The organism is Nitrososphaera sp., from assembly GCF_013388945.1.
In the GTDB taxonomy this organism is placed as follows: domain Archaea; phylum Thermoproteota; class Nitrososphaeria; order Nitrososphaerales; family Nitrososphaeraceae; genus Nitrososphaera.
In genome coordinates, this window is the sequence record NZ_JACAEH010000004.1 from 86805 (window position 1) to 98931 (window position 12127).

Annotated in this window: 19 protein-coding genes and 1 tRNA gene; 9 read left to right on the forward strand and 11 right to left on the reverse strand. The window is 54.9% G+C overall.

Translation table 11 applies throughout. The features are described from left to right. The first annotated feature begins 34 nt into the window (after nt 1-34). From HXY31_RS02060 to HXY31_RS02080, 5 genes are read left to right on the forward strand one after another with little or no spacing between them, the layout of a single operon-like run. Nucleotides 35-586 (forward strand): hemerythrin domain-containing protein, encoded by a 552-nt coding sequence (locus tag HXY31_RS02060; RefSeq protein ID WP_292639068.1) that lies wholly within the window; start codon nt 35-37, stop codon nt 584-586. Nucleotides 587-631: 45 nt separating this feature from the next. Continuing rightward, nucleotides 632-946, forward strand: coding sequence for an antibiotic biosynthesis monooxygenase (locus HXY31_RS02065; RefSeq protein WP_292639071.1), 315 nt, complete (start codon nt 632-634; stop codon nt 944-946). Continuing rightward, a complete protein-coding gene (locus HXY31_RS02070) occupies nt 943-1221 on the forward strand; it encodes a hypothetical protein (protein ID WP_292639073.1) in 279 nt (92 codons plus the stop codon). The genes HXY31_RS02065 and HXY31_RS02070 overlap by 4 nt, the downstream gene beginning before the upstream one ends. Before the next feature lie 31 nt (nt 1222-1252). Beyond that, the gene (locus HXY31_RS02075; RefSeq protein ID WP_292639076.1) at nt 1253-1519 is read left to right on the forward strand and encodes a hypothetical protein; all 267 of its coding nucleotides are present in this window, start codon (nt 1253-1255) and stop codon (nt 1517-1519) included. Nucleotides 1520-1560: 41 nt separating this feature from the next. Continuing rightward, nucleotides 1561-2412 carry a class I SAM-dependent methyltransferase gene (locus HXY31_RS02080; RefSeq protein ID WP_292639079.1) on the forward strand — a complete coding sequence of 284 codons (852 nt, stop codon included), beginning with the start codon at nt 1561-1563 and terminating at the stop codon, nt 2410-2412. On the opposite strand, the gene HXY31_RS02085 is transcribed toward HXY31_RS02080, so the two are convergent. The 7 genes from HXY31_RS02085 to HXY31_RS02115 all read right to left on the reverse strand — a co-directional run bounded on the left by HXY31_RS02085 (nt 2392) and on the right by HXY31_RS02115 (nt 6877). After that, nucleotides 2392-3738 carry a hypothetical protein gene (locus tag HXY31_RS02085; RefSeq protein WP_292639082.1) on the reverse strand — a complete coding sequence of 449 codons (1347 nt, stop codon included), beginning with the start codon at nt 3736-3738 and terminating at the stop codon, nt 2392-2394. The genes HXY31_RS02080 and HXY31_RS02085 overlap by 21 nt on opposite strands. Before the next feature lie 133 nt (nt 3739-3871). Beyond that, a tRNA-Gly gene (locus tag HXY31_RS02090) sits at nt 3872-3949 on the reverse strand. Nucleotides 3950-4031: 82 nt separating this feature from the next. Then, complete coding sequence (locus HXY31_RS02095; RefSeq protein ID WP_292639085.1) at nt 4032-4841, reverse strand: hypothetical protein; 810 nt, start codon at nt 4839-4841, stop codon at nt 4032-4034. A 71-nt stretch (nt 4842-4912) separates the two neighbouring features. Beyond that, entirely contained in the window at nt 4913-5530 is a 618-nt protein-coding gene (locus HXY31_RS02100; RefSeq protein ID WP_292639087.1) for a hypothetical protein, read from the reverse strand. Nucleotides 5531-5605: 75 nt separating this feature from the next. Continuing rightward, nucleotides 5606-6010: a hypothetical protein gene (locus tag HXY31_RS02105; protein WP_292639090.1), complete on the reverse strand. Its 405-nt coding sequence runs from the start codon at nt 6008-6010 to the stop codon at nt 5606-5608. Between the two features lie 43 nt (nt 6011-6053). Beyond that, nucleotides 6054-6389, reverse strand: coding sequence for a nascent polypeptide-associated complex protein (locus HXY31_RS02110; protein ID WP_292639092.1), 336 nt, complete (start codon nt 6387-6389; stop codon nt 6054-6056). Between the two features lie 8 nt (nt 6390-6397). Further along, nucleotides 6398-6877: a PUA domain-containing protein gene (locus HXY31_RS02115; protein ID WP_292639094.1), complete on the reverse strand. Its 480-nt coding sequence runs from the start codon at nt 6875-6877 to the stop codon at nt 6398-6400. Between the two features lie 110 nt (nt 6878-6987). Here HXY31_RS02115 and HXY31_RS02120 point away from each other — a divergent pair, with 110 nt between their 5' ends. The 4 genes from HXY31_RS02120 to HXY31_RS02135 are packed head-to-tail and all read left to right on the forward strand — an operon-like array spanning nt 6988 to nt 10084. Further along, on the forward strand, nt 6988-8058 hold the full coding sequence (locus HXY31_RS02120; RefSeq protein WP_292639095.1) for a phosphate uptake regulator PhoU: 1071 nt from the start codon (nt 6988-6990) through the stop codon (nt 8056-8058). Between the two features lie 26 nt (nt 8059-8084). Further along, nucleotides 8085-8477 carry a multiprotein-bridging factor 1 family protein gene (locus tag HXY31_RS02125; protein ID WP_292639097.1) on the forward strand — a complete coding sequence of 131 codons (393 nt, stop codon included), beginning with the start codon at nt 8085-8087 and terminating at the stop codon, nt 8475-8477. Between the two features lies 1 nt (nt 8478). After that, nucleotides 8479-9606: a GTPase HflX gene (hflX, locus tag HXY31_RS02130; RefSeq protein ID WP_292639099.1), complete on the forward strand. Its 1128-nt coding sequence runs from the start codon at nt 8479-8481 to the stop codon at nt 9604-9606. Then, nucleotides 9563-10084, forward strand: coding sequence for a tRNA (cytidine(56)-2'-O)-methyltransferase (locus HXY31_RS02135; RefSeq protein ID WP_292639102.1), 522 nt, complete (start codon nt 9563-9565; stop codon nt 10082-10084). The genes hflX and HXY31_RS02135 overlap by 44 nt, the downstream gene beginning before the upstream one ends. Nucleotides 10085-10214: 130 nt before the next feature. Here HXY31_RS02135 and HXY31_RS02140 read toward each other — a convergent pair whose 3' ends face one another. From HXY31_RS02140 to HXY31_RS02155, 4 genes are all read right to left on the reverse strand, one after another. After that, complete coding sequence (locus tag HXY31_RS02140; protein WP_292639104.1) at nt 10215-10742, reverse strand: SRPBCC family protein; 528 nt, start codon at nt 10740-10742, stop codon at nt 10215-10217. An 18-nt stretch (nt 10743-10760) separates the two neighbouring features. Continuing rightward, complete coding sequence (locus HXY31_RS02145; protein WP_292639106.1) at nt 10761-11279, reverse strand: SRPBCC family protein; 519 nt, start codon at nt 11277-11279, stop codon at nt 10761-10763. Then, on the reverse strand, nt 11276-11593 hold the full coding sequence (locus tag HXY31_RS02150) for a metalloregulator ArsR/SmtB family transcription factor (protein WP_292639108.1): 318 nt from the start codon (nt 11591-11593) through the stop codon (nt 11276-11278). Before HXY31_RS02150 ends, HXY31_RS02145 begins: the two co-directional genes overlap by 4 nt. Nucleotides 11594-11662: 69 nt before the next feature. Further along, nucleotides 11663-12058 carry a DUF1428 family protein gene (locus HXY31_RS02155; RefSeq protein ID WP_292639111.1) on the reverse strand — a complete coding sequence of 132 codons (396 nt, stop codon included), beginning with the start codon at nt 12056-12058 and terminating at the stop codon, nt 11663-11665. Between the last annotated feature and the right edge of the window lie 69 nt (nt 12059-12127).

A 12127-nucleotide genomic window follows, 5' to 3' on the forward strand; every position in this document is an offset into this window, starting at 1 on the left:
TCGGCTATTATATGGCCGGCCGGCATCAATGCACGTGAGCACGCAGGACCTCAAGCAGGACCACGTTACAGTGCGCAGGATCCGCGACATTGCGCAGCGATGCTCCGACAGGTTGTACGAGGGCGCAAACATCCCGCTTGAAGATATTGATGTCATATCAGTAGTCATCGAAGAGTTCGTCGACGCGTTCCACCACGGCAAGGAGGAAAAGGCGTACTTTCCGTCCACGGAAATCAAGAATGATGCGTACGCGGAGGACGTGCGCAAGTTCAAGATAGAGCACGAGTTCGGGCGCAGGGTCGCGCAGATGATGCGCCGGCACCTGAAAGAATGGAAGAGCGGCGTCGACGGCCGCGAGCCTGTGGCACGGTTCTTGAAGACCTACGCCATCTACGTCACCGACCACACAGGAAAGGAGGACAGGTTCTTTGACATGATTGAAGAAATGAAAAGCCTTTCAGACAAAGAGGACCGGCAGATACTGGAGCACTATGAAATGTGCAAAAACGATGCCGGCGGGAGCGCAAGGATAGAGGAGCTATTGAGGCTCATCGCGTGGCTTGAAGGGCGCGACTGGATGAAATGAGAATCAAGTTTTGTTTTAAATAACGGACTGCCACAGATTGACCGCATGGAACTTCCAGTTGTCAGCGAGAAGGGCAAGTTTGTCGTGATATCTGACATCGAGCTGAAAAAAGAGTCGATGCAGGAATTCAAGAAGTGGTTTGTCGAGTCAAACAAGGTGATATCAAAATTTGACGGCTTTGTCGCAAGGAGGCTTTTAGAGTCGCAGGACGGGAAGCACAGGATAATGGTCGTGTTTGCCGACCGCGACTCGTTTGCAAGGATGCACCAGACGCAGGAGCACGCCGCCGTCCACGCGCAGGCCGTCAGGTTCATGGCACGGCCCCCGATGCCGGCGTTCTACAGCGTGGTGGCAGAATGACAGAGCTTTCAGAGGCGCAGGCCTGGGAAATACTCAAGCCCGTGTGCCGCGAGCTGTTCGAGCTTGTAAATGAGAAGATGCTGACGTTCGTGTCGGCAAGCGAGAGCAGCGGCGCGTTTTCAATACACCTGAAGTCAAGCAGGCTGCACTTTGCGTCAAGGGGCTTCAAGGACAGCATAGGCGACGTCGAGTACGGCGACGGCAGGTTGCGTATAGGGCTTCGCGCAGGCGGAAGGCCGGGCAACGTATTTGTCGACCTTGCCGGGCAGCCTTAAAAGCAACAATTTGCATACTATAGCAAGCCTCATGCAAGCAGTCGAGGGCAAGGAGCTGTCAGAGTACATAAAAGGCGTCATCGACGCGGTGAAGGAAGGGACCAGGGGCACGGGCTACGCAGTCGACGGCGAGATATCGCTCGAGCTTGCAGTGGTCAACGCAAAAAAGTCAAAGGACGGCATAAAGATTCTGGTCGTGGATTCAAAGGGCAGGCGCGGCAAGGGCGCGGTCTCGACGATAAAGCTGTCGTTGAGGGTTGACGAGAGCGTGTCAGGCGTGCTTATGCCAAGCGACTAGCCGCAGTTTATAACTGCATTTGCGCCGAAAGTAATCGGCTCTTGGTTTCCATAAGCCCGCTCCAGGCAATCATGTGGACCTTCCGGCGCAGCGAGCGGGACGTCGTAAACCTGTACAACTCGCTCTCGCCGGTGATGCAGCTGGCGACAGGCGGCGATATGCTGAACTTTGGCTACTGGGAGGGCGCGCGTGATCCTATCGATGCGCAGCGCAGGCTCTGCTCGCTTGTAGGCGACATAGCCGGGCTTGCATCTGCAAAGATGCTCGTCGATGTCGGAAGCGGGCTTGGTGCTCCGGCGGCAGAGTGGAGAGCAGCGCACGGCTCAGAGATCGTCTGCGTGAACATCAACAAAGAGCAGCTATTGCTTTCTGCAAAGCCTGACGGCATATCCTTTGTGAACGCGACTTCCACCGCCCTCCCCTTTTCTGACAGGTCTGCCGACAGGATAGTGGCGCTCGAGTCCGCCCAGCATTTCAGGCCCCTTGAGCGGTTCATAGCGGAGTCGAGAAGGATCCTGAAAGACGACGGCATTTTGGTGATGGCACTTCCTGTGATGAAAAAAGGCGACGGGCACATGAAGGCAGTAACCGGGCTTGGCATACTTTCGTTCACCTGGTCGTCGGAACACTACGGGCTGGAGTACGTCAAGTCGGCGGTTGCTGGTGGCGGATTTGCTATAGACGACATCAGGCACATTGGGCACCAGGTGTACGAGCCTCTGACAGACTATTACGTCAAAAACAGGCAGGCGCTCAGGGAGAACATCTTGAAGGAGTACTCCTCTTTTATCGAGGGCGTGCTTTACAGGTCGCTTTTGAAAATGAAGGACGCCTCTGAAAAATGCATAATCGATTATGTCATAATAAAGGCACTACGTCTTGAACCACTTTGAGGTGCTCTCTATGGTTGAAAAGTTGTCGCCATAGACTTGGATGTGCAGTCTTGTATCCTTGCCCCGCGGCGGCGACAGCGTGATCTCCCAGTAGTATGTCCCGCCTGCCTCTAGGTCAATCGGGTCGGTAGTTATCTGCTTCCAGACCTTGCCTGCCTGCTGCGCGTCAAACGCGGTCCATGTCTTCAAGTTCTTGGCCGCAGCCGAGCCTTCGTTGTTTATCGTGATCAGGATCTTGTACGTTGCGTACGAATTACTATAATTTACAAGCTCGGATTCCCATCTGAAAGTTATGGTCGGCTTGGCGGTCAGTGGGTAAAGGTCGGCTGTTGTGCCCCTGTACTCTTCTGGCAGTTCTCCAATCTGCCAGTTTTCGCCGGTCGTTTCCACGTAAAAGTAGTCCCTCCCTTCAAACTCGTAGTAGCTGCCGTCGCAGCTTGTGCAGTACACGCCGACAGCCATGTGCTCCGGTGGATTTATCAGTATGGCGCCATACCCCAGTTTTTGGATGAGGTCGGCGGCAAGGATTGAGGTGTCTTCGCAGTCGCCCCCGTTGTCCACCAGGGTCTCTATTGGATAGCGCGGGTATTCATCAAAAGCAGTTGTCACGCTGTCAGACGTGTAGGGTAGGCTCTGGACGAAGCTTATCACGAAATTAATTGTCTGCCACTCGGTCCAGCCTCTTTCCTTGGCAACCTCTCTTATGCTGTCAACGAGGCTTGAGATCATCTTGTCGTCGTAGGTGTCCGTGACGTAGACGGAGTAGTCGGTAGGTGGCCGGTCTTTGTACCTGTAATAGTCGTACAGGGCCTTTGAAAATGCAGGATCCCACGTCCACTCCTCGCCTTCAAACGTCCACTTGTAATTCCTCTTGATTGTGGCAGACGACCAGTTGATGTTGGTGTCCTTGACGCCCCAGTCGGTGTAGGCGCCGTCCGTGCTTTTGACAACCCACCTGAAGAAAAAGATAGGCGCAGGCGAGCTTATCTCAAACGTGGCCGAGGTGCCGGGGCGCATTGCCTTTGTTGAAAATGAGACTGTGCCATCACGGGTTTTGGCCATCCAGCCTGACGGAGCTTTGTACTTGGTAATGTCCTGTTTTGAAAGCGATATTTCTATGGACTGGAGAGAGTAGCCGCTGTCCCTCGGGTTTGAGAACTTGGCTTTCAGAGTGTACAAGCCGTTGGAAGTAACGCCTTTGCTGACGGTGATTTTTACAGGCGTTTGGGCGTGGGCGACGGTTTGAAAACTGGCTAGAATGACAGATGAGATCAGGATGGATGCAAGTATGATGGCCAGCACGCAGGGGTTGGCCATGGATCGCATGGAAGGAGATGGACCGGGATTCATATAACATTATTCCATTGAAATATCCTGTATTTCATTAACAGAAAAGGTATGTTGTGATATAAGATGGTCGCATTACACTAGTGTGCACTGCATTCCAAGTTTAGATATATGGTGCGAAGTGCGGGATTTGAACCCGCGATCCCGAGCTTGGGAAGCTCGTACCTTAACCGGGCTGGGCTAACTTCGCGCAAAATTTTTCGACTGCATTGAAGATAAAAGCCTTGTCATTTTGTCTGCAAGAAAAATGCGATAAAAAAAGAGGGAGGCGCCTAGTCGTTGCGCTCTCTCTTTGTCAGGTCTGCCGTGTCGTATACCTGCACCACCAGCGCGATGCACGTCGTGCCTGGTGGCGGGTTGTCCGGGTCGTCCACCTGCAGCTGGAGCCGGACAGTCGCGGCGGAAGTGATCTTCTTTGCGTCTATCCCCTCCACGCCCTTCTTGCTCTTTACCTTCATGTCCTCGAATATCGCGCGCTTGCCTTTCATCATCGCATGCGTGACCTGGTCGACCTCGTTGAGGCAGGTGGCGTCCACTTCAGGGGTCGCAGGGTTGTCAGTCAGGTGCACCCGGTGCCCGTGCCATGCCGATCCCGTGCCGGTGTCGCCGTGCTGGATTTCATGCGAGTCAACCGCCCAGGTCTGCTCCTCGCCGCTTCTTGTGATTATGTTAAGGACGTATCCTATTGCCTCGTCATGCTCGCCAAGCGTCCCGCCTGCAGTGCCATACACTTCGACGTATGCGTCCTTGCCCTTGAACCCATAGTCCTTTATGTCAAGGTCCAGGAAAGGGCTGTCGCCCTTGGGGTCGACCTTTGGCTTTTTGTCCTTGTCCTTTTCCTTGTCTTTATTCTTGCCAAATAACCTTGAAAACTCTTTTTTCTTCTCCTTGTCATCGTCGTCGTCATCGTTGTCGCGCTCTTTGTCATTGTTCTTGCCATTGCTGCGCTCCTTGTCATCATCGTCTGAATCTGCCTGCGCGGCGCCCAGCAGTCCAGGTGATGGGATCGCAAATACGGCCAGAAGCAAAACCGATGCCAGCAGGGCCGCTATCAAGAGATTGGCGTCATGCTTTTCCGCCATTTGGACTCTTAGAGTCCGCCTTCCTATTAAGAATTGTTATGTAACAATCTTCTATACCTCGCGAGACGCTCTCATCTTGACAGCAGAAACGCCCTGCCTTCCCTGAAGGCTATGGTCCTTGCCGACGAGCGGTCCCGCATCCCCCGCCTGTGCACGTCTGCGGTCTGCGAGGTGCCGTGTTCGTCCACTATCTCTACGTGCAAATAGTCGCCAAACCTCTTCTTCAGTGCCCATGCCATCTGCCTTGCCATCGTGATGTTGCCGTCGCCTATCCTGACGATTTTCTTGTGCGAGCTTATACCTCCGACAAGGGCCGCCACCTGCTCGACTGCGCGCTGGGGCGACGACTCGAGCATGCTTGCTATCTCTTCGTGCAGGTAGATTACAGAGATGCCTATCCTGGTGCCAGGGTCGATGCCTATTATCAGCTGGTCGTCTGCAGCCGTTCCAATCACGGTCTTCAGGATCTTTGCCTTGGCGATTGCAGGATACTTTTCAAGCTCGGTGTCAAGCAGGACTGTCTTGTTGCTTCCTGCAAAGGCGCCGGCTTCCTCGCGCGTCGTTATTATCACCTTGGCGCCGGAAAGCGAGGCTTCCTCCGGCGACATCGAGTCGTATTTTACCCCAATTGACTTTAGCGCACGCACAATCTCGTAATAAGAGCGGCCGCGCACCGTGGCTACGGTCACCCGGGTTTGCAAAAGCTCCTTTGTCAGGGGCGCTTCATCGACAGCTAGAGTTGACAGAAAAGCGCTTTTAAGTTTTTAGTTTTCAGACTTTTTCCGGCTCTTTTTCGCCTTGGGTGCTTCCTGCTCCACGCCAAGTACGGTCTGGACGATGTTCTCGACTGCCTTGCCAAACGACGAGTCGATGTTCTTTTTTATGGCGACAAGGTTCTTCTCGGCCTCGGCGGCAATGACCTTGGACTCGGCTTCGGCTTCGGCCCTTGCGATGTCGACTATCTTCTTGGCCTCGGCGTTTGCCATGGAGATGAGCTCCTGCTTCAGCTTTTCCACCTGCTCGTTGGAGCGAGCCATCAGGCGCTTCTTCATCTCGTCTACGCGTGCGTTCATCCCGTCGATCTCCTTTTCAAGCTCGCCGAGCGCGCTCACTATCGACTCGACTTCAGAATGTGCGGTGGAAACGGTCTCTGTCTTTTCGTGGCCCAAGTCACCAGAAATGCGCAATGAGGGTTATTTAAAAGTAGAGAGCCTAGGTGGTCAGGCTCAGGATTGCCTGCGCCATGTCGCCCTTTGACTCGGTGAGCGCGACTATCGCCTTTTCCCTCGACACGTTTGCCTGCTGCATCACAAGCACGATGTCCTCCTCCTTGAAGGTGGGCACCTCGCGCTGCTTTTCCTCGATGTCGGTAGCCACCACCTGGAAGATGGTGCTGTCCTTGCTTTTCATCTCTATCACCTGCGGCTTTATCACGTAGAACTCTTTGGTGTCCGTCTTTATGATGACCTCTTCCACGTTTGGCATCTCCTTCATGTCGAGGCCCATCTTGTCCAGCATGCGCCTCATCTCGCGGTTGCCGCGCATCATGCCCCTTGCTAGGCCGTTCTACCTTTTATTCCTTCTCGCACCTTGACCGCCACGCCGCGGCTGTACCTGTTCATGAGCGACGAGTTCAGAACCGCTATCCCTACGGCAATCACGCCGTCGTCGTCAAGGACAGCGACGTCAGAGCCTGCGCGCACGTTCTGGCCGGACCACTGCACGTGCCTGCAGAAAAGCGAGCGGCCCTCGCTGACAAACGGCACGGCCTCTTCAACAGGGACTATGCAGTTTTGCCGAAACTGCTTGCTGTTTTGCACAAAGTGCCGCGCGCCCTCTATGGTGAGCGCAAGTCCGCCGTCGGTGCGGAGCGTCGCCAAGAGCCTGCCGTCCAGGCTGAAGTTCTTTATCCTGCCGGTCCTCCGGGAAAACTCGAACTGCAGCGTGTCAGGCAGGGCTTCTGACACGCCTGCGCCAAATATCGCGTCGACGTGCCTCGATACTTTTACCAGCGGGTCGACCGGCAGCGGGTTCAATTCGCAGCATGTTAAATGTACCCCAATAAATACGGTACAACCATGCGATGTTTCTGCATCTATATAGTAAAAGCTACACATATATAGAATCGAGGAAAAATATGCTTTTGATGGAAAGCATTGAGAACGGGAACGGCAAGTCCGCGCACGGCGAGGAAACGAGGAAGCTGCAGTATACGGGCGGCTCGTCGTACATCGTGTCGCTGCCAAAGAAATGGATCCAGGAACTCGGCCTCAAGCAGGGCGACCACGTCGTCATTTTGAGGCAGGGCAACTCGAGCCTGCAGATAGCCCCGGCATCAAGGCGCGTCGCAAAGGAGCAGAAGGAGGCCACTATCGAGGTCGCAAAGGACAACAACCCGTACTTTATTGCGAGAAAGCTGATTGCGCTTTACTTTCTTGGCTACAACATCATCAACATAGTGCCAAAGGACGGCAGGCTGCAGGTGGAGCAGCGCGAAGTCATCAAGAACATTGCCCGGCGCGTGCTCATGGGAACCGAGATAATTGCTGATTCTGCAGGAGGCATAACACTCCAGGTGCTCATCAACCTGCTCGACCTCTCCGTTGACGCCGCTTTCAAGAGGATGCTCCTCATCTCAAAGTCGATGTACCGCGACGTGCTTGCCGCGCTGCGTGAGAACAACAGCGAGCTTGCAGAAGAGGTGATAAAATCCGACGACGAGGTGGACCGGTTCAGCTTCTATATAGTCAGGCAGCTGAAAATAGCGATAAAGAACGAGCACCTGCTCAAGGAGATAGGACTCGAAGAAGCCAGAAACTGCCTTGGCTACAGACTGATAGCAAAGTCGGTTGAGCGCGTCGCCGACCACGCCGCGATAATCGCAAAGGACATCATCGACATGAAGCAGCCGATAAACAAGGACGTGGTGGAGAAGATAGACGCGATGTGCACCTTTGCACTCGAGGTCCTGGACGACGCGTGCCTGTCTATGTTCAAGCGCGACTACGAGGCCGCTGACAGGGCGATTGAAAAGGCGCGCAGGATAGAAGACATGGAAAAGGCCATCCTGCGCTCGGTCACAAAGCCAAAAGACGTGAACGAGACTTACAGGATAAAGCTGATAACAGAGAACATCAGGCGCGTCGCCGAATACGCAAGCGACATAGCCGAGATAGTGCTCAACATGACGGTGCAGCAGACGGTAAGGAAAGGATAAATCGCTCTTTCACAGGTGTTCCGGCAGTGTCATACTGCGAGCTGTGCGGCAAGTCTGCACCGGAGCGAAAGCGCGTGATTGTGGACGGCACAGTGTTCAACGTCTGCATGTCCTGCTCAAGGCACGGCAAGCCCTACGAGCCGGCGCCGGTGCCAAAGAAAAAGAAGGTCGTCGCCCCAGCGACAAAAAAGATAACGCTTGCAGACGACCTTGTGCTGGACCCTGAATTCCCGCGCATAATCAGGGAGGCGCGCATGAAGCGCGGGCTTTCGCACGAGCAGCTCGGGATGCAGATGAGTGAAAAGTCCAACCTGCTCAGGAGGTTTGAGACAGGCGCGCTCAAGCCCGACGAGCTGATGGCAAAAAAGCTCGAGCGCCACCTTGGGATAAAGCTATACGTTAGCGCAGAAGGCGAGTGATTTGACGCAGGAAAGGCGCGCCATACTCATAACATACCCCGTCGAGCAGGCCATAGAGGAGGCGGTAGCCCTTGCCGGCGCCGCAGGCTACAAGATTGAAAAGATAGTGACGCAGAAAAACCTGACGAGGTCGCGCTACGGCGTAGGCCGGGGCAAGGCAGAGGAGGTAAAAGCCATAGCCGACGAGATAAAGCCGGACAACATACTTTTCGACGAGGTCCTGAAGCCGAGCCAGACGTACAACCTCGCAAGCGTAGTCAAGGTGGAAGTCATCGACAGGGAGCGCCTGATACTAGAGATATTTGAGCGCAGGGCCAGCACGACAGAGTCAAAGACTCAGATAAAGCTGGCGCAGCTGCGCTACGACATGACACGGGCCCGGGAAGCTGTGCGGCTTTCAAGGGCCGGCGAGCAGCCGGGTTTCTACGGCCTTGGCAAGTACGAGGCAGACGCGTACCTGCTTGACATAAAGAGGAGGGCGTCGGCGCTCAAGAAAAAGCTTGAAAAAGAGGTCACGAGGCGCGAGCTCCACAGGAGCCAGCGCGCAAAGGAGGGCCTGATGTCGATATCGCTTGCAGGGTACACCTCCGCCGGCAAGACCACGCTTTTCAACGCCCTGGCGGGCGAGGGCAAGACCACCGCGGCAAGCGTGTTCACCACGCTTTCTACGACGACTCGAGCGATCGACCTGCAGGGAGACAAGGTGCTGCTGTCAGACACCGTTGGTTTCATAAGCAAGCTCCCGGCGTACATGATAGACGCGTTCAAGTCCACCCTTGAAGAGCTATCCTATGCGGATCTCGTTCTGCTTGTCATAGACGCGAGCGAGGAGGTGCGCGAAGTCAGGTACAAGCTTGCAAGCTCGCTTGACGTGATAAGGGAGTTCAAGGTCCCGGAATCAAGGATCGTGTACGTGCTGAACAAGGTGGACAGGACGGGCGTGGAGGACGCCTTTGAAAAGGCGGGGCAATTAGGGATTCTTGCGTCAAGGCGCGCAATTCCTGTCTCTGCAAAGACAGGCTTTAACCTGGTACAGCTTAAAGACCTCGCAAGGTCGCTTCTGTTTGAAACGGAGAAGACAAAGGATGAGAGTGCAGGTTCTCAGGATAGGGCACAGACTGGTCCGTGACGACAGGGTGACCACGCACGCGGCGCTGGTCTCCCGGGCGTTTGGGGCTGAAAAGATCTACATGACAGGCATCGACCAGTCTGTTAAAGAAACGGTTGACGCCGTCGGAAAAAGGTGGGGCGGCAGGTTCGAGCTTGAAATAATCGACGACTGGAAAAAGGTCGCAAGGGCCTGGAAGAAAGACGGCGGGAAAATAGCGCACCTGACCATGTACGGCGTAAACGTCAACGACGCCATTTCAAAGATAAGAAAAGAAAAAGACCTGCTCGTGATAATAGGCGCCGAAAAGGTGCCAAGGGAGGCGTACGACCTTGCGGACTACAACGTCGCAGTCGGCAGCCAGCCGCACTCGGAGATAGCCGCGCTTGCGGTGTTTCTGGACAGGCTCTCAGGCGGCAGGCAGCTTGAAAAAGCATTTGAGGGCGGCAGGCTGCGCGTCGTGCCGTCTGAGCGTGGCAAGAGGGTCGAGGAAAGGTAAGCCTTTAATCGCTCTGCATTTCAAGCGATGCCAGTGATGACACTAACCTGCGCCGACCGCCCATTCAGCGGGATGAGGAAATGCACCTCGACTGACACACCGTGTCCATAGGTGCACATCACTTTTCTTTTCAGCGCTGCCAGGAAGGGTAGGACCCCTTGACGGCGTCATAGCGCTCCTGCCAGTCTGGAAGCTTTTCGCGATTCAGGTGGGCAGACAGGCGGTCTAGGAATGCGTGCATGCCCGGCGCAAAGCCAAGGCCCGTGGGTTTGGTAAGGCGGCTGTGTGTCACCGTGAGGATTGTGGCTGAATCGCCGTCACGTACGAGTTCCCACCGTATGACGGATTCTGTTTCGCCGTTTGGAAGGTGCGGATGTGAGTCCATGTGCCATTCATGTTCAAAGACGCGCGGCGGGTCCCAGACCAGAATGCGCCCTGTAGTGTGGAACCCTGCCGGCGCGCTTACAAAGTCTATTGTGCCGCCGTTGCGTCCGTCAATGACTGCTTTGGTATTGAACCACGCTGCCAGCTCTTTTGGATCGGTGATTGCTTTCCACACCACTTCTCGCGGATGGGGAAGCCGCCGCTCGTAGCGCAGGGTAGCGTAGCCTCCTTCGATTGTCACCGTCCCGGTTTTCGCGTTATTGCCTGCGTTCATTTTCGATCTTCTCCAGCGCTATTGCGCAAGATAGAGCCCCCTGACTGCAGCTGTCCTCTCGGCCCAGTCCGGCAGCGCCGCGTGTTCGAGGTGGGCTTCAAGGCGATCTAGGTAGGCATGGGTGCCGGGAGCGAAGCGAAGGCCCGTGGGTTTGGTAAGGCCGGTGAAAGTCACAGTAAGGATTGTGAAGTCGCCGTCTCGCTCAAGGCTCCAGCGGATGGCGCCTTTGGGCTCGCCATTTGGCAATTGTGGATTTGGCGCTATGTGCCATTCATGCCCAAAAGCGCGCGGCGGATCCCACACAGTAATGCGGCCCGTGGTGTGGAATCCTGACGCCGTATTGACATAATCTATGGTTCCGCCGGGGTGCGCATCTATCTTTGCCTTGGCGTTGAACCACACAGCCAGCTCATTGGGGTCCGTGATGGCCTTCCATACAACTTCAATCGGGTGTCGCAGGCGGCGCTCGTACCTGAGAGTCACGTAGCCGCCTTTTATCGTGACGATTCCGTTTTTTATTTCATTTTTTGTGCTCATTTTTCGATCTCTTCCTTTTTGGACAGGTGCCTCTCCAGTGCGTCGAGGCGCTCTGACCAGAAGACCTTGTACTTGGCTATCCAGGCGTCAAGCTCGGTCAGGGCCTTTGGCTGGAGGCTGTAAATCCTCTGCTGGGCGTGGACTCGCACGCTTACAAGCCCGGCGTTTCGGAGCACGCGCAGATGCTTTGACACAGCCGGCTGACTGATAGCGGGGAAAGCCGCTACTAGGTCGCCTGCCGGACGCTCGCCTTTCACGAGAAGATCCAGCATGGCTCTGCGCGTCGGGTCGGCCACGGCAGTGAACGTGTCCATGCAGTGTATATAACCTGACGGTTATATAAGGTTATGCGAAGGTTGGCAATTGCTTTCGATTGTCACCGGCTACCTTAGCCGGTTGAAACTTCCTGTGACGAGGCTCGATCCCCTGGTTATGAGGCCAAAGAACTCGTTTCCGAGCGGCTCGAGGCTCTTGTCCTGCATCATTTTTGTAAACGTGTCGTCGCGGTGTCTGCTGTCCCTGTAGTACTGCAGCTCCACCCAGACTTCCTCGTCTTCGCCTGCTGAAAGCGCCTTGTCTAGGCCCTGCATCGACATGCCTTCCATGAGCTTGCTTTCAGCGAACTGGAAGTAATCTATCCTTACGCCGGCCCTTTCAAACCAAGGTACAAACTTTTTCAGGTTTGCCGCAATCGCGTCGTGGTTCTTTTTCGGTGCCCTATAGAAAAAGACTTCAAGGTGGTTGCCGATTTCTTTTGTAGCGGATTCAGTTTTATTCATAGGCATATTTTCGCAGATTACATAAAAGGCGTTGCTCCCCAAGGGGAGGCTTATTAATTACAAAGGTAA